This window comes from Bdellovibrio bacteriovorus, assembly GCF_002208115.1.
In the GTDB taxonomy this organism is placed as follows: domain Bacteria; phylum Bdellovibrionota; class Bdellovibrionia; order Bdellovibrionales; family Bdellovibrionaceae; genus Bdellovibrio; species Bdellovibrio bacteriovorus_C.
Genome location: NZ_CP020946.1, coordinates 3269436 through 3293200 on the forward strand (window position 1 = coordinate 3269436; position 23765 = coordinate 3293200).

24 protein-coding genes are annotated in these 23765 nt (G+C 51.3%); 6 read left to right on the top strand and 18 right to left on the bottom strand.

All coding sequences use genetic code 11. The features are described 5' to 3' along the window. Positions 1 to 277: 277 nt before the first annotated feature. The 5 genes from B9G79_RS15700 to flgF all read right to left on the bottom strand — a co-directional run bounded on the left by B9G79_RS15700 (position 278) and on the right by flgF (position 4622). On the bottom strand, positions 278 to 1285 hold the full coding sequence (locus tag B9G79_RS15700; RefSeq protein ID WP_038451340.1) for a flagellar basal body P-ring protein FlgI: 1008 nt from the start codon (positions 1283 to 1285) through the stop codon (positions 278 to 280). Further along, complete coding sequence (locus tag B9G79_RS15705; protein ID WP_088566330.1) at positions 1278 to 2030, bottom strand: flagellar basal body L-ring protein FlgH; 753 nt, start codon at positions 2028 to 2030, stop codon at positions 1278 to 1280. Before B9G79_RS15705 ends, B9G79_RS15700 begins: the two co-directional genes overlap by 8 nt. Beyond that, positions 2027 to 2956: a flagellar basal body P-ring formation chaperone FlgA gene (flgA, locus tag B9G79_RS15710; RefSeq protein ID WP_088566331.1), complete on the bottom strand. Its 930-nt coding sequence runs from the start codon at positions 2954 to 2956 to the stop codon at positions 2027 to 2029. Before flgA ends, B9G79_RS15705 begins: the two co-directional genes overlap by 4 nt. 3 nt (positions 2957 to 2959) lie before the next feature. Then, complete coding sequence (flgG, locus tag B9G79_RS15715; RefSeq protein WP_088566332.1) at positions 2960 to 3745, bottom strand: flagellar basal-body rod protein FlgG; 786 nt, start codon at positions 3743 to 3745, stop codon at positions 2960 to 2962. 61 nt (positions 3746 to 3806) lie between these two features. Next, complete coding sequence (gene flgF / locus B9G79_RS15720) at positions 3807 to 4622, bottom strand: flagellar basal-body rod protein FlgF (protein ID WP_088566333.1); 816 nt, start codon at positions 4620 to 4622, stop codon at positions 3807 to 3809. Positions 4623 to 4842: 220 nt separating this feature from the next. Here flgF and B9G79_RS15725 point away from each other — a divergent pair, with 220 nt between their 5' ends. Both B9G79_RS15725 and B9G79_RS15730 read left to right on the top strand, forming a co-directional pair. After that, the gene (locus B9G79_RS15725; protein WP_088566334.1) at positions 4843 to 5838 is read left to right on the top strand and encodes a lytic transglycosylase domain-containing protein; all 996 of its coding nucleotides are present in this window, start codon (positions 4843 to 4845) and stop codon (positions 5836 to 5838) included. Then, positions 5835 to 7022, top strand: coding sequence for an aspartate kinase (locus tag B9G79_RS15730; protein ID WP_088566335.1), 1188 nt, complete (start codon positions 5835 to 5837; stop codon positions 7020 to 7022). The genes B9G79_RS15725 and B9G79_RS15730 overlap by 4 nt, the downstream gene beginning before the upstream one ends. Positions 7023 to 7029: 7 nt before the next feature. Here B9G79_RS15730 and B9G79_RS18525 read toward each other — a convergent pair whose 3' ends face one another. The 3 genes from B9G79_RS18525 to B9G79_RS15745 all read right to left on the bottom strand — a co-directional run bounded on the left by B9G79_RS18525 (position 7030) and on the right by B9G79_RS15745 (position 11490). Next, on the bottom strand, positions 7030 to 8403 hold the full coding sequence (locus tag B9G79_RS18525; protein WP_269768120.1) for a hypothetical protein: 1374 nt from the start codon (positions 8401 to 8403) through the stop codon (positions 7030 to 7032). Between the two features lie 73 nt (positions 8404 to 8476). Further along, entirely contained in the window at positions 8477 to 9832 is a 1356-nt protein-coding gene (locus B9G79_RS15740; RefSeq protein WP_157678799.1) for a hypothetical protein, read from the bottom strand. Between the two features lie 68 nt (positions 9833 to 9900). Then, positions 9901 to 11490: a hypothetical protein gene (locus tag B9G79_RS15745; protein WP_088566338.1), complete on the bottom strand. Its 1590-nt coding sequence runs from the start codon at positions 11488 to 11490 to the stop codon at positions 9901 to 9903. A 154-nt stretch (positions 11491 to 11644) separates the two neighbouring features. Here B9G79_RS15745 and B9G79_RS15750 point away from each other — a divergent pair, with 154 nt between their 5' ends. The 3 genes from B9G79_RS15750 to B9G79_RS15760 all read left to right on the top strand — a co-directional run bounded on the left by B9G79_RS15750 (position 11645) and on the right by B9G79_RS15760 (position 14947). Then, entirely contained in the window at positions 11645 to 12130 is a 486-nt protein-coding gene (locus B9G79_RS15750; RefSeq protein ID WP_088566339.1) for a glutathione peroxidase, read from the top strand. A 141-nt stretch (positions 12131 to 12271) separates the two neighbouring features. Then, a complete protein-coding gene (locus tag B9G79_RS15755; RefSeq protein WP_088566340.1) occupies positions 12272 to 14476 on the top strand; it encodes a S8 family serine peptidase in 2205 nt (734 codons plus the stop codon). 42 nt (positions 14477 to 14518) lie between these two features. Beyond that, positions 14519 to 14947, top strand: a complete 429-nt coding sequence (locus B9G79_RS15760; protein ID WP_088566341.1) for a hypothetical protein — start codon at positions 14519 to 14521, stop codon at positions 14945 to 14947. Here B9G79_RS15760 and B9G79_RS15765 read toward each other — a convergent pair whose 3' ends face one another. The 8 genes from B9G79_RS15765 to B9G79_RS15800 form a co-directional block, all read right to left on the bottom strand. Then, entirely contained in the window at positions 14948 to 15691 is a 744-nt protein-coding gene (locus B9G79_RS15765; protein ID WP_088566342.1) for a 3D domain-containing protein, read from the bottom strand. It lies immediately after the preceding gene. A 120-nt stretch (positions 15692 to 15811) separates the two neighbouring features. Beyond that, positions 15812 to 16591 (bottom strand): CDP-diacylglycerol diphosphatase, encoded by a 780-nt coding sequence (locus B9G79_RS15770; protein ID WP_088566343.1) that lies wholly within the window; start codon positions 16589 to 16591, stop codon positions 15812 to 15814. Between the two features lie 150 nt (positions 16592 to 16741). Beyond that, a complete protein-coding gene (locus tag B9G79_RS15775; RefSeq protein WP_232468792.1) occupies positions 16742 to 17161 on the bottom strand; it encodes a glyoxalase superfamily protein in 420 nt (139 codons plus the stop codon). Positions 17162 to 17388: 227 nt separating this feature from the next. Further along, on the bottom strand, positions 17389 to 17739 hold the full coding sequence (locus tag B9G79_RS15780; protein WP_088566345.1) for a DUF488 domain-containing protein: 351 nt from the start codon (positions 17737 to 17739) through the stop codon (positions 17389 to 17391). A gap of 154 nt (positions 17740 to 17893) precedes the next feature. Further along, positions 17894 to 18940, bottom strand: coding sequence for a recombinase RecA (gene recA / locus B9G79_RS15785; RefSeq protein WP_088566346.1), 1047 nt, complete (start codon positions 18938 to 18940; stop codon positions 17894 to 17896). Between the two features lie 103 nt (positions 18941 to 19043). After that, on the bottom strand, positions 19044 to 19529 hold the full coding sequence (locus B9G79_RS15790; RefSeq protein ID WP_088566347.1) for a CinA family protein: 486 nt from the start codon (positions 19527 to 19529) through the stop codon (positions 19044 to 19046). Continuing rightward, entirely contained in the window at positions 19526 to 19942 is a 417-nt protein-coding gene (locus tag B9G79_RS15795; protein WP_232468794.1) for a phosphatidylglycerophosphatase A family protein, read from the bottom strand. Before B9G79_RS15795 ends, B9G79_RS15790 begins: the two co-directional genes overlap by 4 nt. Positions 19943 to 20065: 123 nt before the next feature. Beyond that, entirely contained in the window at positions 20066 to 20701 is a 636-nt protein-coding gene (locus B9G79_RS15800) for a GNAT family N-acetyltransferase (protein WP_088566349.1), read from the bottom strand. A gap of 395 nt (positions 20702 to 21096) precedes the next feature. Between B9G79_RS15800 and trpS the strand changes: the two genes are divergently transcribed. Further along, complete coding sequence (gene trpS, locus B9G79_RS15805; protein WP_088566350.1) at positions 21097 to 22092, top strand: tryptophan--tRNA ligase; 996 nt, start codon at positions 21097 to 21099, stop codon at positions 22090 to 22092. An 11-nt stretch (positions 22093 to 22103) separates the two neighbouring features. On the opposite strand, the gene B9G79_RS15810 is transcribed toward trpS, so the two are convergent. Both B9G79_RS15810 and B9G79_RS15815 read right to left on the bottom strand, forming a co-directional pair. Further along, positions 22104 to 22898 carry an SDR family oxidoreductase gene (locus B9G79_RS15810; RefSeq protein ID WP_088566351.1) on the bottom strand — a complete coding sequence of 265 codons (795 nt, stop codon included), beginning with the start codon at positions 22896 to 22898 and terminating at the stop codon, positions 22104 to 22106. Positions 22899 to 22949: 51 nt separating this feature from the next. Beyond that, a complete protein-coding gene (locus B9G79_RS15815; protein ID WP_232468796.1) occupies positions 22950 to 23744 on the bottom strand; it encodes a substrate-binding periplasmic protein in 795 nt (264 codons plus the stop codon). Positions 23745 to 23765 lie beyond the last annotated feature (21 nt).

Below are 23765 nucleotides of genomic sequence, written 5' to 3' on the forward strand. Positions count from 1 at the left end.
GGATGTACCTTTTTTGAAAGAGAAAAAAAAAGGGGAGTTAGAGTCGGAGAATCATGTGCATCCTGCACTCGATTCTGAGAGTGTAGCTTCGGCTCGTGTTGATCACTCCGTGATCTCTGCTGACCTATTGCTCCTGTTTCCTGCGAGAAACTTTTGACTCTTGACCTTCCATGGTTCGCGATCTCTTTCTCACCCTCCCCGCGTTTCAAACACGTCCATGTGTCTGAAACTATAACTTTGATTGTATTAAATGCTGTGTCATTCTGAAACAGAAATCTCATAAAACTTCGAGTTCCCCGTGCAAAGCTCCAGCTGATTTTATGGACTGAAGTATTGTAATCAGGTCCTTAGGCGAGACTCCGAGCTTGTTAAGTGCCTGGACCAGTTCACCGACGCTGACACCACTGTCGAGAACCGCCACTTTTTCTTCCGCACCTTTTTTGCCATCGCCCACTTTCACTGACAGTGCTCCGTGTGAGATAGCAACGCGTGAGATCTTCACTTTGTCACCGATAACAATCGTTCCTGTTTTTTCATTCACCACAACACGCGCTTTCATGTCGGGATTGATCTCAATGGATTCAATCGTCGCCAGAAGCTCCACACCGCGATTTTCATAGGCAAACGGCGTGATGATATCAATCGTGCCGGAATCCTTTGCCGAAGCATAGTGACCCCCCAGCTCTTTATTGATCGTCAGCACAGAGCGCGCGGCCGTCGTGAAATCCGGATTGATCAAAGTCAGGCGGTACATCTTTCTGGAAGAAAAATCCGCTGTCATATCACGCTCAATCGTTGCGCCATTCGGAATACGGCCCGCAGTGGTGTGTGAATCTTTGCCATCACCACCAATCACGATGCTTCCCTGAGCCACGGCGAACACCTGCTCATTGGCAGCGCGCAGAGGCGTTTGCAGCAGGGTCCCCCCCTGCAGGGAAGACGCTTCACCGATCGCACTGACATTGATGTCAATCGGGTTTCCGGCTTTACCGAATGCCGGCATGGTCGCCGTCACGATCACCGCCGCCACGTTTTTGCTGGAAAAATCGACATTGTCGAGCTTCATTCCCAGCTTGTCGAGCATACGCACCATGCTCTTGCTCATAAATTCATTCTTGCCATCGCCGGTGCCTTTAAGACCCACGACGATACCGTAGCCAATCAACTGATTTTCACGCACGCCACGAATGCTGGCGATGTCCTTCAAGCGGGCGGCATTGGCCGACTCGATCAAAGAGAAAAACAAGACAGCGGAAAGAATCAGAAAGTTTGTGATTTTATTCATTGCTCTTTGTCTTTCTTAAAGAAACCACGTCGTACTGTGGATCCAGAAGTTTATCCGAGTTGATGCCCGCATCGTTGAAGTCCTCTGGACGGATCAAACCCGTCACGATGACTTTGTATTCACGCTTGCCGATCATGAACGGCTGCTGACCTTTGATGCGATAGTTGCCGTCGGCCATTTTTTCCACGATACGGGTTGGGATGTTCGCCACATCGGCGGCTCCGTCATCCTTTTCCTCCACTTTGGCAGGTTCCGGTTTTTTAGCCGCTTCGGCCGAAGCCGGGGCACGGGAGGCCTCATCCCCATTTTGCGCCAAAGAGTTGTTCAACTGCTGTTGCTGCTGCTCTTCCAGCTGCTTCAAAAGTTTTTTGATCACTGACACTTTGGTGTCGACCTGTTTTTTGGCCGGACCATCCAAGGTCACATTCAACAGGTCCCCTTCTTTGCGCATTTTGTTTTGCGCAAACAGATAAGCTCCCTGGCCTTCCATCACCCATGTCGATCCGGCACTGGCACCCAGGTCGGATTCTTCTTCCATGCGGTTTTTCGTCATGCGTTTGTACTGACGGTCGGTCGGCACACCCATGTTCTGGTTGTCAGAATATCTTGGCGCTGTATTGATATCTTTCAGCGCCGGTGCCTCTTTCGGGCCGTCCAAAGACGCCATGAAATCCTGCATGGTTGCGCAACCTGCAGTGAACACCATCAAAACCAAAATTGAGAAAGAAGAAATCATCTTCATCATTGCAACTTCACCACACCTTTTTCAGTGACCAGACCGGACAGAACTTTTTGGGTTTCCAGATTTTTTACCTTGATAAGATCCCCAACAAAGCCACTGTCCTCCGCCATCATGTTGACGGAGATCTCGAAACTGTCATCGCCAAGCAAAGCTTTAACGATCTGTCCCTTCTTAGCTGCCGGTTCACGCTTGAGATCAGAAGCCCATACGGTGCTTCCAACGGGAAGTGAGCGAGCTGCCATCTGACCCTGGATATCCTCCATGCGCAAACTGCCATCCTTGGCAAAAGTCACGTCCGTCATGGACATGCGCAGGTCATCTGCTTGAACTCTCTCTCCTTGTAAGATCAAACGGGTCGTTACAGGGGTTAATTTTGAAACGCGAATTGTGCCGGAAATCCATTTGATCTGGCGCTGATCGCCATCGCGCAGTGGCAGCAGGAAGCCGCCCTTGGCGGAAAGCTGAGTGAAATCAAGATCCCACAGCTTTGACGCCGGACGTGGCGTGCTTTGGATGCTGATCTGATATTCACACTCATTGCAGCGCGCTTTGAGGATATTATGAACTTTTCTCTCAACTTCCTGGCGCGACACCGGCGTGGCAGCAAAGCTCACCTGCACTTGGGAAGGCACCTTGAATTGAGGATTCAGACGACGCAGATTTTCCTGACTGTTCAAAGCCGCGCGCATCTTCACCAGAATTTCGCTGGAATTCAGATGCTGGCTTAACAACAATTCCCGGCAGTCCTCGCGCAGGACCACGGCATCCAGAGCATTCACCAACTCTTCGGTGCCGCCCGTTACCGTCGCGATGTCCCCCAGGCGCAAAAGTTCACGCTGGGAAATCTCCACACTGGAAGGAATGGAGATTTCAGGCCTAGCGAAGGCCTGCAGACTTACCAGAAATGCAAACACGAAAATCTTCTTCATCAATTATCTCAGATTGTTAATGGCTTGAAGCATCTGATCAGAAGCCTGCATCACTTTAGAATTGGTTTCCATCGCACGCTGGGCGGTGATCATATTGACCATCTCATCCACAATGTTCACGTTGCTGGATTCCAGCTGCCCTTGTGCCAGATAGCCTGTGCCGTTCAAACCCGGACGGGAGGCAATCGCCTGACCGCTGGACGGAGTCTGTGTGAACAGGTTTTTACCCATGGCTTTCAAACCAGCCGGGTTTACAAAGTTCACGATATCGATTTGACCGATAGTCTGAGGAACATCATTCAGGCCCGTGATCACACGCACTTCACCCGTGGGTGCCACCTCGATACCGGAGACGTTGGCAGGCACAGTGATTTCCGGCTGCAAAGCATTTCCGTTTTTGTCGACCAGACGGCCGTTGGGATCTTTTTTGAAGGCCCCGTCGCGGGTGTAAGCTGTTTCACCATCCGCCGTCAGCACCTGGAAGAAACCGGAACCTTCGATCTGAAGATCCAGAGGATTCTTGGTGATCTGCGCCTGGCCGCCGGCAAAATCCTTTTGCACACCCGCCGTACGCACACCCAAACCGACCTGAACCCCGTTCGGGGAATAAGCATTCAGACCCGAAGCCGTCCCTGGCTCCTTTTGGGTCTGGTACATGAGGTCTTCAAACTCAGCGCGGGATCTTTTAAAGCCAGCCGTTGAAACGTTGGCGATATTATTGGCGATAACATCCATGTTCGTCTGTTGTGCCGCCATCCCTGTAGCTGCTGTGTTCAAACTCTTAAGCATTCACGAATCCTTCCGTTGGCTTAATAAATAATTTCAAAAACCGACTGCAAATCCTAAGCAGCTAGTTTGTTTTTCCCACCACATTGATCATTTTGTCGGCCATCTGATCGTAAGCACTGATGGCCTTCTGCGTGCTTTCAAACACACGATTGGTGGAAATCATGTCCGTCATCTCCTGAACGATATTGACGTTCGAAGTTTCCAGAAAACCCTGTTTCAAACTGGGGTTTGCAATATTCTGCATGTCTGGAGCGATATTGGGTTTGAAGGTATAAAGAGAGCTGCCGGTCTTTTGCAGTGAATCCGGATTGTTCACGTTCACCAAAGACAGTCGACCCAGATTTTCCGTGCCCTCGTACACATCCCCATTGTCGGCGATAGCCACGGCCCCATTGCCCGTGAAACGAATCACGCGGCCTGCGGGATCAGAACCGGCTTCACCCTGTCGAAGAACAGGATAACCTTCCTTGGTCACAAGCTGTCCGTTGCCATCCAATGTAAAATTACCGGAACGAGTCAGCTTCACGCCGCCCGGAGTGGCAATTTCAAAGAAACCTTTGCCATCAATGGCCACATCCAGACTGTTGCCTGTCGGTTTCAAACCACCTTGAGAAAAGTCAGTGAAGGTGCCTTTGGTGTCGACATAGGATTTGTCGCCACCTTGCATGTTGTAGAAGCTTTCAATCGCCGCCACATCGCGCGGGATCTGTGTGGTCTCTGGCATCTTTTCGTTGGCGGTCAGATATTCCTGGAAGAGCTGCTGGTCCCGCTTGAACGCAGGTGTGTTCACGTTCGCCAAATTATTGGCGATTGTATCAAGCTTCGTACTTTGAGCCATCGCTCCACTGAGTGCTGTATAGACCCCTTTTATCGCCATGAAAACCCCTCCACAGTGTTGAGCAGCAAGGCGTGTGCCATCTTTTGACAGGACGGATTTTGGTCTGGGAAAAAGGTTCCAAGCCAGACCTTCGTTCAGGAAAAAAAATCTGGGCTCAAGTTTTCTTCGATTTGACCGTGCATTGACCTTCGTCGATGGTGCCAGGGAATTGTCAGATCTTTGTCGACAGTGTCAAAGAATCGGCTTCATAATTGATTCTATGAGGACGTGGGTTGCATTCATTTTTATTGGCATCATTCAACTGAGCACCGGAGCTGGCGCGGCTTCTGTGGCATCAGCAACCCCGGCTACAGCAGCGACCACGGCAGCCCCTGCACCAGGGACTCAGGCCCTCAGCCTGAAGGAAAAACTGAAAGCCCTCACTGCCAAGTCCACCCACGTTCAATCCGACAATCTGATCTTTGATCTTCCCGTCACCTACAATAAAAAAGTCAGTCAGTGGATCGCCTATTTCCAGGGAAGCGGCAACAAGTGGTTCCGCACCTGGATGCAGCGTTCGTACAAGTACATGCCGTTCATTCAGGAAGAACTAAAGCGCGCGGGTCTGCCATCAGATCTTGCCTATATGGTGATGATTGAAAGCGGCTTTGCCCCGAATGCAATCAGTACGGCGGATGCTGTAGGCCCGTGGCAGTTCATCGAATCCACCGGAACTCGCTATGGCCTGAGCAAAAGCTGGTGGCTGGATGAGCGCCGTGATTTAAAAAAGTCCACCTTGGCAGCCATTCGTTACCTGAAAGATCTGCACGCTGAGTTCGGTTCCTGGTATTTGGTGGCGGCAAGTTACAATATGGGTGAAAACGGTCTGCGCCGTCGCATCAAAAAATATGGCACCAAAGATTACTGGGCACTCATTAAGCTGGATGCACTTCCTCAAGAAACACAAGACTACGTTCCAAAAATCCTGGCGGCCATGCTGATTGCCAAAGCTCCGAACCTTTATGGCTTCCGTGACTTGGAAAAAATGGACCCATTGGAATATGACGTTGTTCTTGTCCCTGGTGGCACCGATCTGGAACCTTTGGCAGATCACTTGGGAGTCACCAGAAAAGCATTAAAAGATTTGAACGCCGAGCTGTATTTGGGATACATTCCTCGTCAGATTGAGAAGCACTTCATCCGCGTTCCGAAAGGAGCTGGAAGAATGGTTTCCACTTACGTCTATCAGCACTCTCGGAAAGTTGCTTTGGAATGAAACCTCTGATTGTCCAAAAATATGGCGGCGCCACTTTAGCAGATCCTGAAAAAATCAAATCTGTTTCGTCCCGCATTGCCGCCCAATCAAAAGAGAATTCACTGATCGTCGTGGTCAGTGCCATGGGTAAAACCACCAATTCCCTGATTGATCTTGCCAACCAGGTGTCTGGTCATCCTCAACGCCGTGAAATGGATATGCTGCTGACCGTGGGTGAGCGCATCAGCATGTCCCTGGTCAGTATGGCCTTGAATGATCTGGGTTGTCCCGCAATCAGCTTCACCGGAAGCCAAGCCGGAATTTTCACAGACGATTCCCACGTGAATGCGTTTATCAAAGACGTTAAACCCATGCGCCTTGATGAGGCCTTGAAAAACAACCGCGTGGTGATTCTGGCCGGTTTCCAGGGCGTGTCCCCGGTCACCAAGGAAATCACCACTCTGGGACGTGGCGGTTCGGACACTTCGGCTGTTGCGATGGCGGCGGCCTTCAATGCCGAGCGCTGCGAGATTCTGAAAGATGTCCCGGCCGTTTTCACCGCCGACCCGAACATCGTGAAATCCGCGCGCCCTTTAAGTGAACTGAATTACGATCAATTGATGGAGATGACTTTCTGGGGCGCCAAAGTTCTGCACTATCGCTCGGTGGAACTTGCGAAAATGCGTGATGTGACCCTTTACATCGGCCCGGCCTCCAGCAAAACCTCTGACGGAACCATCGTCAAAAAAGGATTGAATATGTTTGAATCCTGCAAAGCTCTTTCTTTGAACTCTCACGAACTGGTGCTGGGCATTCACTGCCGCGAAAAGAATCCGGCCAAGGCCCTTCAGGGTCTGCAGAATCTTTTGGACAAGAACCAGATTGCCTTCCCGCAGCTGCTTAGCTGTGAAACCAGCCTGGATAAAACCGAAATCTTTTTGACCGGCCCGCAGGAAATCATGTTCGCCGTCAAAAAAGAGCTGGAAAAACATCCGGACTTCACCCTGCTGCCAACCGACTATTCCACTGTCACCCTGACTTGCACGGGCGCGACATCACCGGAAATGACCCAGAAGGTTTTGAATACTTTGACGGGGAAAAATCTGGAAACCCAAAAGATCCTGATCAGCGCCATGAGCCTGACCGTTCTTGTTGAGGCACCCCTGCGCAAGCAGGTCATTGAGTGCCTTCATCCTTTGATTTGATTTTTGATTAAGGCAGAAGAGTCGGACTCATCACGCGATAGCGGTTTTGAATCTTCTGCCAGATATTGGAATGCGGTCCGGTGATTCCATCCGGGCCTCCGCTGCCAGCCAAGCCACGCAATTTTGGATCATATTGTCCACCAGGAAGGAACTTGCTTAGATCAGGTCCGCCTTTGCCTTTTGCCGCACCAGCCATACCCGCCATGCCGGCAGCGCCGCGATCTCCACCACCACTGCCGCCGCCAGAGCCACCAAAGGATCCGCCGCCACCATAGAATCCGGCATTCACCTGAACACCATCTTCAAGGCCTTCTTCGCCGGCACCACCACCGGCTGCGCCACCGCCGCCGCCTCCACCAGAACTGGAGATGCCCGCACCACCGCCCTGCTTGCCATCCACTGCCTCACCCGCACCGCCAGAACCTGGCTTGCCTGGAAGAATGGAAGGAAGACTTGGCAGATCACCCCCGGCACCTTCGAGACCTTGAGTGCCCAGACGAGCTCCCGGGTTTGTGCTGCTGATGAAAGTAGAACCGCCGGCACTGTTTTCATTCATACAAATTGGATCTGTCGGATTCTTGGAGCACACGCACACCTTGCTGCCCGCATTTGCAGGGTTTGTGCAATCAGCGGCAGCGATCGCGGCACAGCCTGGCAGATTCGGGTTTGTTTTACAAAGCTCAGGCAAAGCTGTGCTGTCGCCTGCCGTCTGTTCCGCACACTGAGCCGCGTTTTTCATTGTACCTGCGAAGTTATTGATCGCCTGATTGGCTTCCTGAACTTTGGAGTCAAAGTCATTACAGCGTTTCGCAGAGTTTTCCGCCGAAGCAATTGCCTGACGACTGATACCATTGCCGCCCGCTGCCGCATCCAAACAAGCGGCATTCTGCTGGGCAAATTCAACAACCCGGTCACAGACGGAATGACAACTGCCGATGGCGGACTGACAGTTCAATCGATAAGCGGCCACTGCCGCATTGGCCGCCGAACTGAATGAAGCCATCTTGGAACAAGCCGCCTGAATACTGCCTGCGGTCTGCTGACCGAACATTAAACTAAGCTGCGAGGCCGTGTTGGCAACACCGCTCATGCCAGAGTCATTTTTTTCATCGCAGGAATAAGAGGTCTCGGAAATTTGGGTGCGACATTCTTCCATCATAGTATGCAGTTGGGTGCTGCACGTGAACATCACATTGCTTGTTGGTGCCGGAGGCCCGACAAAGCTGTCGTTGGGAGTGCACTGCTGTTGACCTGATTCACTGACAAAGCAACTTGAGCCCGCTGGACACACGATATTACAAGCAGGCGTTGCTGCAGCGTCGTTCGCGACAAAGAATAGCGAAATTGTGAATAGTGTTTTCAACGCGAACAAAGTACTCATTCCCATGGTATCTCTGATCGGCATTCCCACATGGGAACTTTACCAAGGTATTGAGCGCCGTCTCAAACTGAGATTAAGGCATCAAAGTCGGACTTAAAACCTGATATCTATTCTGAATTTTCTGCCAGATATTTGAATGAGGCCCCGTGATTCCGTCCGGCCCGGCATTCCCCGCAAGACCGCGGGTCTTAGGATCGAACCTACCACCTGGCAGGAACTGACGCAGATCCGGAGCACCTTTGCCTTTGGCCGCTCCGGCTTGACCGGCCATACCGGCGACACCGCGATCACCACCGCCACTACCCATACCAGAACCACCGAAGGATCCGCCGCCACCATAGAACCCGGCATTCACCTGAACACCGTCTTCAAGGCCTTCTTCGCCTCCGGCGCCACCACCGGCTCCACCACCACCTCCGCCACCTGAGCTGGAGATGCCAGCGCCGCCGCCTTGTTTGCCATCCACAGCTTCACCGGCCCCGCCAGAACCTGGTTTGCCAGGAAGAATGGAAGGCAGACTTGGCAGATCACCCCCGGACAAACTGGCCCCGGATGTTGACAGACGCGAACCTGGATTTGTGCTGCTGATGAAAGTGGAACCCGCAGCGCTGTTTTCATTCATACAAACCGGATCGGTCGGGTTCTTTGAACAGACACAGACTTTGCTTCCGGCATTCGCTGGATTCGTGCAATCAGTTGCTGCCACTGCGGCACAGCCGGGCAGCGTTGGATTGGTCTTACAAAGTTCTTCCAATGCCGTTGTGTCCCCCGCCGTCAACGATGCACACTGAGCGGCGTTTTGCATGGTTCCGGCAAAATTATTGATTGCCTGATTGGCTTCCGCCACCTTGGCATCGAAGTCATTGCAGCGTTGGGCTGCGCTTTCAGCAGAAGATCTCATCTGAGCCGAAGATCCCACACCGCCGGCAGCATCCAAACAAGCGGCATTGCTGTTGGCAAATTCAACAACCTGATCACAAGCCGAATGGCAACTGGTAATGGATGATTGGCAGGTCAAACGATACGCGGCCACGGCCGCATTCGCTGCGGAACTGAAAGAGGCCATCTTCGAACAGGCCGCCTGGATACTTCCCGCCGTCTGTTGACCGAACATCAAACTAAGCTGTGAAGCCGAATTAGCGATGCCGCTCATGCCTGAATCATTTTTTTCATCGCAAGTATAGGAAGTGTCGGTGACCTGAGCACTACACTGCTCACGCAGCTGGTTGTATTGAGACAGACAATCGGTATTGTTGACCTGATTTGCGGCCACACACATATCGTTGCGACCACTGGGATCCGTCGGATCCGGCATAAAGCAGGTGAAACCTTCAGCGCACTGAGCCCGACAGCGGCGAGCCTCTGCATCCACAGGGATGAGAATCACTGAAAGCGCGAGCAACATTGTCACTGATAAAAACGATCTCATTCCCATGACAAACTGTTCGGCATTTCAGAGGGGAACTTTACCAAAGTGTAAGGAATCCCAGAGTGAGATTATGGAATTAAGGTCGGTGTCAGAACCTGATATCGATTCTGAATTTTCTTCCAGATATTTGAATGGGGACCCGTAATACCATCAGGTCCTCCGGTCCCCGCAACACCACGGGCTTTCGGATCATATTTTCCACCCGGCAGGAACTGTCGCAAATCCGGGGCACCGTTTTTACCGGCAACACCGGCTTGACCTGGCTGACCTTGACCAGCTCGGCCTTCACCACTGCCGCCTCCGTATCCCCCGAAGGATCCCCCGCCACCATAGAATCCGGCATTCACCGAGTGACCACCCTCTTCGCCTTCCGCACCACCACCTTCACCGGCACCAGCGGCACCGCCGCCGCCGCCACCACCTGAACTGGAGATGCCCGCACCGCCACCTTGCTTGCCGTCCACAGCTTCACCCGCGCCACCAGAGCCCCGCTTGCCATGCTCAATCCCCGGCAATGAAGGCAAATCACCACCGGACAACTCAACGCCGGAGGTGTTTAGGCGAGCCCCGGGATTGGTGCTGCTCAGGAAGGTGGATCCACCACTGCTGTTTTCAGACATACAAATGGGATCAGTCGGATTCTTGGAGCAAACGCAGATTTTTGTGCCTGCAAGTTCGGGCTTGGTGCAATCCACCGGTCCCGTCGCCACACATCCTGGAAGATTCGGATTGGTCTTACAGAGCTCTGGAACAGGCGCACCGTCACCCGACGTGGCCGCCGCACAGCTCGCTGCATTTCGCATGGTGCCCGCCACATTGTTGATCGCCTGAGTCGCCTCTTGCACCTTGCTTTCAAACTGATCGCAGCGCTCAGCCTTGGATTCAGCATTTTGCAGCAGCATCGCATTGGATCCTGCCGTTCCCTGAAAACCCTGAACCGTGCACGTCGGATTGTTCTGAACGAAATCAACAAGCTTGCTGCAAGTCGAACGGCAGGTTCCCAAGGCACTGTTGCAATTCAGGCGATAAGCCGCGACAGCCGCATTGGCCGCCGCCGAAAAACTGGCCATCTGCGAACACGCCGACTGAATACTGCCCGAGGTCTGCTGCCCCAGCATCAAGCCCAACTGCGAAGCGGTGTTGGCAACACCGGACATGCCAGAGTCATTTTTTTCATCACAAGTGTGCGAAGTCTCCTGAACCGCATTCGAACATTCATTCAGCAGTTCGGTATATTGGGAAGTACAATCATTCACCGTCGACTGAGTGTTGCCATTGATGATATCGATTCGGCACTGATAGTCCCGCCCGCTGCCATTCACATCCACACACTCGGAAACCGGGCAGCGCCCCCCGCAGGGCACTGACCCTGGTTCGGGATTATAATTGGAGGACTGAGCTGGTTCCTGCTGGCGTTGCTGGGCCGGTCGCGAGGTGCCTGATGACCGTGGCGCGCCTCCACAGCGGCCCTCGTTCTGGGTCTGCACCACGCACATGTCATATTTTCGCATTTGAGATTGATCGGCCTGACCCGACTTCGGAAGGAATCTGGCTGCACACCATTCAGCGCAACCCAAGAACGTGTCCGCAGACGCCGGTGCGCTCAAAAGAAGTGCCGAGAATAAGAGGGATATACACCCAAAGTACCAGTTCCCCATGGTTTTCTCTTCGGCCCCCCCACACTGTTCCTATAGCGCCTCACAATATATTCTCATGTTTTAATGTTCCCTGTTCTCAAATTAATTTAACAAATCATATTCTTGATTAGAGACCACTATCTGTCTCAGAATGAGATCAATACAGGAGTTCCCAATGAAGAAGCATCTTTATGATTTCACCGTCAAAGCCGCCAACGGCCAGCCCGTGTCTCTGGATCAGTACCGTGACAAAGTGGTGCTGGTGGTGAACGTGGCGAGCAAATGTGGTTACACTCCCCAATACAAAGGCCTTGAGGAACTTTACCAGCAGAACAAAGACAACGGCCTTGTCATCCTGGGCTTCCCCTGCAACCAGTTCGGCGCGCAAGAACCGGGCAGCAACGAAGAGATTCAGCAGTTCTGTGAATTGAACTATGGCGTGTCCTTCCCGGTGATGGGCAAAGTCGAGGTGAACGGCGGCAATGCTGATCCTCTGTACCAGTGGATGAAAGAGGAAGCTCCGGGACTGCTGGGAACTGAAATGATCAAATGGAATTTCACCAAGTTCCTGATTGGAAAAGACGGAACTGTGTTGAAACGTTTCGCCCCGAAAGACGAACCCAAAGACATCGCTGACGACATCAAAAAAGCCCTGGCTTAGATCTCGCCGCGAAACATACAAATAAACGTCACCGGACTGTCTGTGGCTTAAACACCGCCACAGCAGCCAGGTCCCTCACTTTCCTTCCCGCCTTCTGGCATCGTCGTTGCTATCTCCTCCTTATATACAAGGAAGGGATCCATGGTGATTTTCCGCCCGCTGCTGAAAGCTTTGCTGTTTTGTCTCGTTGTGGGACAATCGACTGCTTTTGCCGCCCTTAAAGTGGAAAAAGAAAAGTTCGACAACGGGGTCGTTTCCCGCGAGTCGTACTATCAGGACTCCCGACTGGTAGAGCGTCGTTATTTCAATATCGACGGCGTCTTCACCGCGTGGACACGCTTTACCTATCCGGCGGCAGGCCGGGTGATTGTCACGGACCTTTCCGTTGAAAAAGAAAGCTACGGCCTTGTCCAAACCCGCGAGGAATGGACCGGACTTGATGCGAACAATTCGCAGACTGAAAAATCCCGTCTTATACGCAAATGGCACTTTACCAAAGAAGCCCCTTTCAATCTGGAATATGTGGGCTGGAATGAACAAACCTCGCCGTTCCGGGAAATCCAAAAAGACTATCTGGATAAGAACGAGAAGGTAACCAGCTCGGTTTACCTTTACTACAAGGGCACCGATGAAAAGCCGTATGCCTTTATCGAAAAGGACCCCGCCGGAAAGACGATTGCGGAATTCAGTCTGTATGAAAAGTATGATCTGGAAAAGTCACTGAGAGAGGCTGGCAAAACTGCCGCCGAGATCAAAGTGCTGAAAAACCAGCGTGAAAACCCGGACAAGTTCGTTATCGCGATCATCGATTCCGGTTTTGACTACAATCACAGTGAACTGGTCACAAAGTGGTGGAACAATCCGGCAGAACCCGTCGATGGCATTGATAACGATGGCAACGGCTGGGTGGATGATAACTTTGGCTGGGATCAGGTTCGCGATATAGGCCTGCCAACAGAATCCACCAGCGGGCTGCAGAAAGACCACCGTCCTCTGTCGCATGGAACTCACGTCGCACACATCGCCACCAAGGGCTTGAACAATGTGGCTCTGGTTGGGTTTGCCGGTGATTACACCCGCGCTGAATATATCAAGAAGATGTCCGCCTTCATCAAACAACATAAAGTCCGTCTGGTGAATATGAGTCTGGGCTTCCCCTCAGATAACAAGGACATGCTGGGTTTGCGCGATGGTATTCGTGCCTATAAGACCATGATCGAAGAAAATCCAGAGACTCTGTTCGTCGTGGCCTCGGGCAACGCCGGTCAGGATCTGGACATCAGCAAGAACCGTCAGTACCCGGCAAGCTTCACTCACCCCAACGTGATGAAAGTGGGCGCACTGAATGCCGCCACGATCGAAGAGGTCACCCCTGAAAATGCGACGATGGCTGACTTCAGCAATTTCGGTCAGGACAACGTCGATATTCTGGCTCCGGGGGTTGACGTCAATGCAGCCTCTTTGGGGGGCGGCCTGATTAAACATTCCGGGACCTCGATGGCGACACCTTACATGGTGAATCTGATTGCGCAACTATGGGCCGAGCTTCCACATCTGACAGCGGCGGAAGTCCGTCAGTTGTTTATCGAAACAGCCCAAGTCACCAAAACACCCGCACCGATCAAGTCCCGAGGTTATGTTGATTTGAAGGCGGCTTTGCTCAAAGGAAAAATCAAAAAGCTGCAGGGCCGTTCTGCCGCCCTGGAAGGACCAAACTGCTGGAACGCATCCACTTATCTGGCGGGAATTTCACAAGGCATCCACCACACTGTGGGCAGTGAATTTGCCAACGTGCTTGAATCACCGCTATGCACCCAGATTTCCCGCGAAGAAGCACAAGCCGGAGACATCGTCGCCCTTCGCCGGGTGAACCGCAAAGGCAAAGTCCTGCCTGCCGCGTTTGCCTCGGAAGTGCATGGTGACACACACCTTAATTCCGGCATCGGATTCACTAAAAACGGCGTGATGCCGCAAGCCCCGTATGAAGTGCAAAGCAGCGAGCACATCTTCAACAAGTACCGCTCTACCGATGGCCGCGAGTGCAAAAAACTGGGAATTGAACGTCAGGACTGCCGCTTGGTCGAAATGGTCTATCGCTGCCAGACGCTGGAATCTTACATGAATGCTCGCGGCGGCTTGAATGCCTTCGAACAGGACATTCAACTGGCTCTGGATAAAGCAGAAAAGAATCTGGAAGAGCACTTTCTGAATGGAAAGCAACTCAACCCGGATTTTTCCCTGCAGGGCATCGCAGGCAGGATTGAGGGCTTGAAAGCCCAGGGCAGCACTCAGATGGTCATCGACTATTTTGAGTCCCGCTTAACTTCGCTGGAATTTGGAAATTAGACATTTAAATAAGTAAATGAATTTTTAAAAAGGAGAATTTTTATGAAAAAGGTTTTGATGGTTGCTTTGCTGATGGCGGGTGTTCAGGCTCAGGCGGATACGGAAATGCGTGTTTATACGAACGCGGAAGGTTGCACTGTGATTCAGGAAGCCCGCACTAACGGCACCACTTACGACATTGAAATGGCCGGTCAGCGCGCCTTCGTGGGTGTTTTGCATGACAGATCCACCGGAGACATCGCCGCTTTCTGTGATGACGTGAAAATCACCAGCACAGCAAAAGGCTTGAAGATGGAATGCGCGAAAAACCAGAATGGCGGCCTGACGACTCGCGGAGCTGCCGAACTGGGTCTTTTGAAAGATGGCACTTTGACTTCAATCAGTGTGATCGGCCAGGTTAAAAAGTTGTTGGGTTGGCAGACCGACACTGAGATTTCCTGTGCTAATCTGGAAGAGGACGTCGGTCCCTAGTTACCTTCTTGGTGGTATGATAACGATATTACGCGTGCCGGGATACCCGGTGCGCTGTCTTGCCGCTTCGGCCTCCGCCGGGGTTGCCATGCGGAATGGAAAGCTGTTTTTGATATTGGCAAAACCCATCCGGTTGAAGGTGTTTTCCTTGGCATAAGGTTTCGTGAATCCGGTGTAAAAATCAAACCGGCCCGGCCCTTTGATAGCTCCCCCCGCATCCCGCACAACAAAGAACCCGTCATGAGTCACTCCGTTAGGCATCACGGCCCCATCCAGCCTGGGCACATAGATCACATCCCCGATTTTATAAATACTTAAGTCCGCGGCCACCGTGTAATACGGATCCAAACAGACATTGCGCATTCCATATCCATAAGGACACTTGCGCATGTCGACTTCCTTAAAGCGGGGAATGTTGTCGGCTCCGCGGGCATAGTAATTAAATGAACGAAAACGTCCATCCTCATCGTGAACATAACAAGCCCCTTGCATAACACAGTTGTTGAAGTCCGCAGCACAAAGACGCGTCAGCACCTTGTCTTCCGGCGACAACATTTCAACCCGAACCTCATCCTGACACTTGTCCACGTCAAATTTGATAATGGGCTTATAGTAGATGGTGGGATTCAAGTACAAGGGCTCTTGTGGTTCGGGTAAAGGAGGAGGCATCGGAGCATCCGAGTAATCATCGGCACGAGCCTCCAAACTAATGGCCAGAACTAAAGTCAGAAACACTTTCAACATGGCCCCATACTAACAAACTCAAAGGGCCAGCAGGTCTTTTCGGGTAAAAGACATAAACCAGTGCGACAAAAGGTACCAGGTACCTTTTTCCGAAGCGCCGCAACACTTAAATTTCTATAATCAATGGGCCAACTGAGGGCAAGAGTGATCCTGAATCTCTTCGACGGAGCCGTAATTGTTTGTGCCACGCTCAAAGCGACTTGTGAGCAAAATCAAACTATGGCCCTTCTTTTTGTCTTTCACCGCCACCAGGCCCAGCCCAAACTCGCCGCTGTGATCTTTGGCACCTGGCACTCCGTCGGCCAGCATCTGGAAGGCGTTGCCTTTTTCCAGCTCTTTTTCGCTGATCTTACGGACATAGTACTTATGACCCAACAAGGGCTGCGGCAACAACGTCCATCCGTTTTTCAGTTTCGCCGCTTGCTCCTGCAGTTGCTGCTGGACCTGAGGTTTCACGCAAGACACATGGATGTGCAACTGATTCTGACTGCGCCCGAACTGAGAATTGATCGCCAAAGACACCGCTTCCACCGGAATGACAGAACCGTGCTTTTTATCCATATAGGTTTTGGCTTTCCAGGCCAGATCAAAATAGTTCGTCGCACCCGCAGCGCGGATTTCAGGGCTTTCCATACCGGTGATTTTCTCCGTCGGCATCAGCAGATACTGCAAATCTCCGACGCGGTCTTTGAACACGACATAACCTTTTTCCTCGCCTTGCGCGATGTTCACTTCGATGCACGGATTTTTCTCTTCACCGATTTTATGCAAAGGCAGACACTGCGTGCTGATGATATTCCACAAAGCATCCGAACGCGGAACTTCAACGACAGGCTTAGATTTGCAGGAGCTCAGTCCCAGGACAGCAACAGCGGCAAAAACGAAAGACAGGTTTTTCACAAACGACCTCCGTTTAGAAATTTATCCAAACGGAGGCACCAAATCACGAAGTCAGTGATTATCCCTCACTTCGTCCAGTCGCCTACGCCGGCAGAGCTTTCGCGACAGCGGCAGAGCTGTATCCACGACCGTCGATACAGCTGAAGCAGCTTATTTCATCTTCTTCAACAGACGCGAGTAAGCATCGGCATCCGCAGGCCTCGCCCAGTCGTGACCGACTTTAAGCAGATCCTCGTCGGTCACTTCAAGCCCCAGCCACTGAATGAAGTTTTCATCACAGATGAAGAAGTCTTTCTGGTATGGCAACAGATAGCCGCCATCCGATTCCAGATGGGCCCGGGCCTCGTCATAAGACGCATACCAGACTTTCCAGTAAGCGCTGTGACCCTTCTTGCAGAAGTCCACCTGGTTTTCCAGCGTGGCTTTCAGATCATTCCACGAGGCAAAACCCGCAGTCTTGGCAATCAGGGCAAAAGCATCCTTTAACTGAAAATCCTGACCGGCTTTCTGTTTGGCTTTTTGCAAAAGTTTGGCTTTGATTCGATACGATTCAAGGCGTGATACAGACATAGAACATCCTTTGGTCTTGTCGCCGTCCCCGCCCATGGCAACCAAAAGAATTAATTTTGATTTTTTGAAGACACGATTTAGATCGCATCACGAAATGAGATTCTCTTTTGCGGGTGCAGGCTTTTTCGCGAAGCCTTGAACCCAATATAATCGAAAACCGGAATTCCCGAAAGAGGAAATCTTAAACCCCGCTTCCAAGAGAGAAAAACCAAAATCAAATCAGCACCTTAAAGCTTATCCAGAACTTCCTTCAGAACGATCGCATGGTTAGTTTTTTCGTCCCGGGCGGCATACAGCAAAGTCACATTCCCATCCTGAGCCCGCTCGGCCAGCTCCGCCAGTTTATCGTGGGCTTCGGCGGATTTAAGTTCCTTTTTGTATTCTGTGCGAAACTCCCCGAACTTTTCGGGCTTGTGTCCGAACTCTTTGCGCAGCTCCGTGCTGGGACAGATTTCTTTCGGCCATTCACTGAATTTCAAATCTTCTTTTTTAATTCCCCGAGGCCACAGACGATCCACCAACACACGATAACCATCATCCTTACTGGGCTTTTCATACACACGCTTGATCTTGATCATAGTATAAGAATTTTACGCAACGCTTCTGCAAAAGTAAGCAGGTACCTTTTGGGGATGGGAAAAAACAAAAGCCCCGTCCTTTTGGAACGGGGCTTTGAGATTTAAAAAGCTGCTTCAGCTGTGGCCAAGCCACAGCTCTGCCGGCAGGGCCGAACTAGTGCTTGCCCTTTTTACCTTTTTTCGGAGCAGCATCTTCCGCTTCGATTTCAGTTGGCTCTGTGCCTTCGTGGTCTTCACCGTTGTTGCCGTTAGTATCAACCAAAAGTTTGCCGATACCGTTTGCCGCAAGGATCTTCTTACGAAGTTCAGTCATGTATTCCGGGTGCTCTTTCAGGAAGGTTTTCGCAGCATCACGGCCTTGGCCCATGCGCTCACCATTGATAGAGAACCATGCGCCGGATTTTTCAACCATGCCCGCAGTCACTGCCAGATCCAGAAGGTCACCCTCTTCAGAGATACCTTCACCGTACATCAAATCGAATTCAACTTTGGTGAATGGAGGCGCCATTTTATTCTTAACAACTTTCACCGCAGTACGGTTACCCGTCACGTCTTCACCGTTTTTGATCGCGCCCACACGGCGTACATCCAAACGAACAGAAGAAACAAGCGTGTTGGAACGGTTGATCGCCGCAGTCAATTTACGAAGAGCCTGGGACATCAAACGAGCCTGCAAACCAACGTGGGAATCACCCATGTCACCTTCGATCTCTGCACGAGGAACCAAGGCTGCTACGGAGTCGACAACCAATACGTCGATCGCGCCGGAGCGAACAAGAGTTTCAGTGATTTCCAAAGCCTGTTCACCAGTGTCTGGCTGGGAGATCAGAAGATCTTCCGTGTTTACACCCAGTTTACGAGCGTAGTTTACGTCCAACGCGTGCTCCGCATCGACGAAGGCAACAACGCCGCCTTTTTTCTGAGCTTGAGCGATAACAGACAAGCACAGAGTTGTTTTACCAGAAGACTCTGGTCCGTAGATTTCAACGATACGACCTTTTGGAAGACCGCCGATACCCAAAGCGATATCCAGGCTCAATGCACCGGTGCTGATCGCTTCAACGTCTTTAACCAAAGAATCGTTCGCGCCCAAACGCATGATGGAGCCTTTACCGAATTGCTTTTCGATAGTCGAAACAGCCAATTCAAGGGCTTTGATTTTTTCTGAGTTTGCTTTGTTGTCTACAGTAGCGTTTGCCATCTGTTATTCCCTCTCTCTCGTGACTATCGCCACGACGCTTTTTTACACTCCGACTCTGCCGGAGTACAAATTATTGTTTAAAAATCAGGCCGGGGGCCTTTTACTATTTCTTGTCGAGAACTTCTTTCAGCCAAGCCACTGCGTAGTCTACCGAAGTCATCTGGATGGATTTGCGATCGCCTGAAAAGAGTTCTTTTCGGGAATCTTCAAAACCCGGTCCAGCGATGGCAAAGCATACAGTGCCCACTGGCTTTGACGGTGTTCCACCTGTCGGACCAGCGATACCTGTGATTGCCACAGACCAATCAGTTTTAAGCTGACGACGCACTCCGTGCGCCATTTGACGAGCGACTGTCTCGCTCACCGCACCCTCTTGCATGAGAGTGTCTCGACGAACCCCCAGAAGATCCACCTTCGCCTCGTTAGAGTAAGAAACCACAGAGCCTAGAAATATGTCGGACACGCCTGGTTGCTCTGTTACAAAAGCCGAAAGTGCACCTCCAGTACAACTTTCCGCAAAACCCACTGTGAGTTTTTGGTCGCGAAGGGATCGAATGAGTTCTTGAAGCTTCTGATCGTTTGGCATCATTGACTGATCACCACGATCTGAGAGCCCAACCAATTGGTTTGAGTGTAGATCACTTGCATGATGAGGCTCGCAATTATCCCCGCGGCCACGTCATCGATCATCACTCCAAGTCCTCCTTGGATCTTCTTATCTAAATATCCTATGAATAAAGGCTTTGTGATGTCCAGCAATCTGAACAGGGCAAAACCGATTAAAATGGCCTGCCATGTCATAGGCATCCAAACCATGGTGATCAGAAAACCCAAAACCTCATCAATTACGATCTCTTTGTGATCATGACCGCCCTTGGAACGTTCGTAAGCCTCGCAGGCCGCAATTCCGACTGGGAGCAGCAAAATCACCGCCCCCATGTAAACCAAAGGACCCAATTTGCTTAAAAGAATGACAATTGGAATGGTCGCCAGGGTGCCCACAGTGCCCGGCCCTTTAGGAAAACGGCCCACACCAAACAGAGTCGCAAGTTGTATCAGAAAGTTTGTCACCATACCGATGAGGTACGCCGGACCCCGAGGCCTTGCAATGCAGAATGAGAAGCGTCAGAGCATTAAAGAAGGTTCAGAAACCGGCCCCGATTCCCGGACTGAAGCCGCCCACAGTTTCCCCGGTTTTGCCGAATACTTGGCGAAGAAATTATCACGACGACAGACCATCACGGCCGACGCACGTTCGGGCATTTCAACAATCCCCTGCATTTCAAAACACGTTTCTTCGGCATAGCGAAGGACCTTGCGGTTGCGGATGTCGGGCTCGCCAAAAATGCGCTGGGTGCGGGTTTCCTCGAACTGGAATTTTAAGAACGCGGCGATCAGCGACGGCGTGTAAGTGCGCCCCAGATAAGCGGTTTCTCCGATCAAAAAATGCAAACCCTGATCAAACGGACGGCTGTCGACGTACTTCCCCAGGATGTCGTCCTGAAGCCAGTAACGCTCCCAATAGCTGACCGGGCGGCCATCAATAAAACCGATGAAAAGATCCTGATGTTTGTCGGAAAGTTCGCTGATCAGATGGGCTTCAAGCTCGGTCCGGGTTTTCGCCAGATTCCACCACTGCGAAACATACTTCTGATGCATCCACTTGTAGTACACATCAAAATCACGCTCGATGGAAAAAGGGCGAAACGCATAGTAGCACCCGTTCTGACTGTTATAGATCTCAGCGCCTTGAGAGTTCATACCCGAAGACTAAAGCCCTCCGACCCCAACCCAGGCAAGATCAAAGCCAAGAACTTCCTGAACTCGAAATAAACAACGAACCACTATCCATTTGGTTTTCAGGTTGGACGCAAGGATCTATGTCTCAGTGCGAAAAACTTATGGGTTCCATCAAAATTAGCGATTCGACTTATGCAAGCCCTTTTCGCATACTGCCTTCACGGAGGCCCCATGATTCGTTGGATGATTCTGCTGGCTAGCTTGCTCTACTTCGTAGACACCCTGGTAGCCATTCAGTTGTAGATCAAACGCCGGAAACTAAAATGTTTGGTTTCACCTCTAAGACTCTCGGGGCCGACCTATTTTCTTGCCAGATCTCAGTTCCCAGCCACTCCTGTTAATGCTATAGATTTTTTATGAAACCAATCATTCTTACGGGCGACCGCCCAACAGGTCCCCTCCATCTTGGTCATTACGTTGGATCTCTTAAAAACCGCGTGGATCTTCAGGATTCCCACGATCAATACATCATCATCGCTGACGTTCAGGCTTTGACCGACAACTATGATGATACAACTAAGGTTCGCGACAACATCTTGCAAGTGACGTTGGACTATCTGGCGGCCGGCATTGATCCAGCAAAAAGCACCATCTTTGTTCAATCCGAATTGCCGGAACTGTTTGAGATGACCACTTACTTCATGAATCTGGTGACCGTGGCACGTCTGGAAAGAAATCCAACCGTGAAAACCGAAATCCAGCAGAAGAATCTGGAAAAATCCTTGCCTGCAGGTTTCCTGACTTACCCAGTAAGCCAGGCCGCTGACATTCTGGGCTTCAAGGCGAACCTGGTTCCAGCCGGTGAAGATCAAAACCCGATGATCGAGCAGACCAACGAAATCGCCCAGCGTTTCAACCACATCTACAAAACGGATTTCTTCAAGCCGGTCAAAGGCATGCCGGGTGTGGCGGGTCGCCTTCCAGGTATCGACGGCAAAGCGAAGATGAGTAAATCCTTGGGGAATGCCATCTATCTTTCCGACGATGCAGACACCATCAAAAAGAAAGTTCAGAAGATGTACACCGATCCAGGTCACATCCGCATTGAAGATCCGGGCAAAGTCGAAGGCAACGTCGTCTTCAGTTTCCTGGATGTCTTCGACCCAAGAAAAGATGAAGTCGCAGCTTTGAAAGAACACTATCAGCGCGGCGGTTTGGGTGATGGCACTTTGAAAGTGCGCCTGACTGAAGTTCTGAACACGATCATCGCACCCATGCGTGAACGTCGTGCCCAGTACGCTCAGGACCCGCAAGCGGTTCTGAAAATCTGCAAAGAGGGTTCCCTGAAAGCTCAGGAAAAAACCCGTCAGACTTTAAAAGAAATGAAAGCGATCATGGGAGTGGGGATCTAACCCCCCCACCTTTAAAGCGCCGGAGTTCTGCCGCCATCCACAGGAAGATTGATTCCGGTGATGTAAGCGGCGGCGGGACTGGCCAAAAAGGCAATCGCTTCAGCCATCTCCTGAGGCTCTCCGATTCTTCCTGCCGGAATGGTTTTCTTCCAGGCCTCTTCCACTTCATCAACACTGGCATTTGTACTTTTCGCCGAAGCATCCACCAGACCTCTGAAACGGTCGGTGCGAATATATCCCGGCAGCACGTTGTTCACCGTCACACCAAAGCCCGCAAGTTCACCGGCCAAAGTTTTTGACCAGCTCGCCATCGCACCACGAACGGTGTTGGAGACGCCCAGATTCGGGATCGGAGTTTTTACGGAAGTGGAAATCACATTGATGATGCGACCATAGTGATTCTTCTGCATGGACGGCAAAACCGCCTGCACCAGCAGATGAGCGGCTTTCAAATGCGCACGCAAAGGCTGATCAAATTCCTCAACAGACGCCTTATGCAAAGGCCCGCCCTTGGGACCACCGGTGTTGTTCAAAAGAATGTGCACAGTTTCCGATGCCAAAGGAGCAAGGACATTGGTTTTTAAGGATTCCGTGTCCCCCAAATCCGCCAGCAGATAACGGTGACCAGAGCCTGCCAGAGATGACATCAGGCCTTTCAATTTCTCTTCATTGCGAGCCACCGCAATAATGCGTGCCCCGCGCTGCGCGAGCAGTATGGCAGCAGCTTCGCCAATGCCACCGGAAGCTCCGCAGACGACGGCGGTTTTTCCATTTAAATCCAAAGAGGAATATGCGGATAAGTTCATTGGGGTTCTCCAGTTAACTTGAGTTAATACGAGAACCCCTTCAGGGGCAACCTAAAGGTCTTTATAATAGACCATATCTTCAGCGGAAGTGTATTTTGCGACAATCCTGCGAAGGGTGCCGTCTTTTCTCATGTCACTGATGGCTTTTCTTATTTGCTCTGCTTCGGACTTCGAAATTCTTCTTAATGAAAGATAAATTCCCCCCTGCATCTCGTACTCAGGATCCGGAACCGCCACCACATTCTGATTAAAATCAGGAATCACTTTTTGATAGTAGTTGTACACTGCTGGCGAAGTGAACATCGCCTGAACGCGTCCCGAAACAACCTGACGATAGCCGGTTGCCGGGCTTGGATATTCGACAATTCGGCCCGCTCCGATAAGCAGATCTTTTTCGGCAAGCTTCAAAAAGAATCTTGTCCCGATCTGATCACCGAACTTGATCCGCCCGTCCTTGATATAGTCCGCGATACTGCGTGCAGGATCATAGAAGGCTTTGTTCACCAACAGCTTGCGAACTGTTGAATACACCGGAACATATTCGCCGGAAGAACGAAATTTTTCAGAAGGAATCACCAAACCCACGATGTCAGCGCGCCAGTTTTTAAAATCATCGTGCATGCGCGGGGCATCCATTGGGGCCTGAGAAACAATGCAGCCCAGACGAACTGACAGTTCATTCATAAATTCAAATGTCAGCCCATGAACATGACCTTCATTGTTCACATCAAATAGCGGAGCATAGTTGTTGACGATAATTCGGAAGCGGCGACCGCAGTCTTTTGCTGACGCCACCGCAGAGAAGCAGAAAATGATAATTGGCAGTATGAGTAACCGTGTTTTCACACAGTAATCATAACAGCGATT

Excerpts from the sequence above, each read along its gene's own strand:
- B9G79_RS15775 (WP_232468792.1), bottom strand. The coding sequence starts at position 17,161 with ATGTCTGTATCACGCCTTGAATCGTATCGAATCAAAGCCAAACTTTTG.
- trpS (WP_088566350.1), top strand. The coding sequence starts at position 21,097 with ATGAAACCAATCATTCTTACGGGCGACCGCCCAACAGGTCCCCTCCAT.
- B9G79_RS15725 (WP_088566334.1), top strand. The coding sequence starts at position 4,843 with ATGAGGACGTGGGTTGCATTCATTTTTATTGGCATCATTCAACTGAGC.
- B9G79_RS15780 (WP_088566345.1), bottom strand. The coding sequence starts at position 17,739 with ATGATCAAGATCAAGCGTGTGTATGAAAAGCCCAGTAAGGATGATGGT.
- B9G79_RS15800 (WP_088566349.1), bottom strand. The coding sequence starts at position 20,701 with ATGAACTCTCAAGGCGCTGAGATCTATAACAGTCAGAACGGGTGCTAC.
- B9G79_RS15730 (WP_088566335.1), top strand. The coding sequence starts at position 5,835 with ATGAAACCTCTGATTGTCCAAAAATATGGCGGCGCCACTTTAGCAGAT.
- flgF (WP_088566333.1), bottom strand. The coding sequence starts at position 4,622 with ATGGCGATAAAAGGGGTCTATACAGCACTCAGTGGAGCGATGGCTCAA.
- B9G79_RS15810 (WP_088566351.1), bottom strand. The coding sequence starts at position 22,898 with ATGAACTTATCCGCATATTCCTCTTTGGATTTAAATGGAAAAACCGCC.
- B9G79_RS15700 (WP_038451340.1), bottom strand. The coding sequence starts at position 1,285 with ATGAATAAAATCACAAACTTTCTGATTCTTTCCGCTGTCTTGTTTTTC.
- B9G79_RS15750 (WP_088566339.1), top strand. The coding sequence starts at position 11,645 with ATGAAGAAGCATCTTTATGATTTCACCGTCAAAGCCGCCAACGGCCAG.
- B9G79_RS15745 (WP_088566338.1), bottom strand. The coding sequence starts at position 11,490 with ATGGGGAACTGGTACTTTGGGTGTATATCCCTCTTATTCTCGGCACTT.
- B9G79_RS15790 (WP_088566347.1), bottom strand. The coding sequence starts at position 19,529 with ATGATGCCAAACGATCAGAAGCTTCAAGAACTCATTCGATCCCTTCGC.
- B9G79_RS15765 (WP_088566342.1), bottom strand. The coding sequence starts at position 15,691 with ATGTTGAAAGTGTTTCTGACTTTAGTTCTGGCCATTAGTTTGGAGGCT.
- B9G79_RS15755 (WP_088566340.1), top strand. The coding sequence starts at position 12,272 with ATGGTGATTTTCCGCCCGCTGCTGAAAGCTTTGCTGTTTTGTCTCGTT.
- B9G79_RS15740 (WP_157678799.1), bottom strand. The coding sequence starts at position 9,832 with ATGAGATCGTTTTTATCAGTGACAATGTTGCTCGCGCTTTCAGTGATT.
- flgA (WP_088566331.1), bottom strand. The coding sequence starts at position 2,956 with ATGAAGAAGATTTTCGTGTTTGCATTTCTGGTAAGTCTGCAGGCCTTC.
- B9G79_RS15760 (WP_088566341.1), top strand. The coding sequence starts at position 14,519 with ATGAAAAAGGTTTTGATGGTTGCTTTGCTGATGGCGGGTGTTCAGGCT.
- recA (WP_088566346.1), bottom strand. The coding sequence starts at position 18,940 with ATGGCAAACGCTACTGTAGACAACAAAGCAAACTCAGAAAAAATCAAA.
- B9G79_RS15705 (WP_088566330.1), bottom strand. The coding sequence starts at position 2,030 with ATGATGAAGATGATTTCTTCTTTCTCAATTTTGGTTTTGATGGTGTTC.
- flgG (WP_088566332.1), bottom strand. The coding sequence starts at position 3,745 with ATGCTTAAGAGTTTGAACACAGCAGCTACAGGGATGGCGGCACAACAG.
- B9G79_RS18525 (WP_269768120.1), bottom strand. The coding sequence starts at position 8,403 with ATGAGTACTTTGTTCGCGTTGAAAACACTATTCACAATTTCGCTATTC.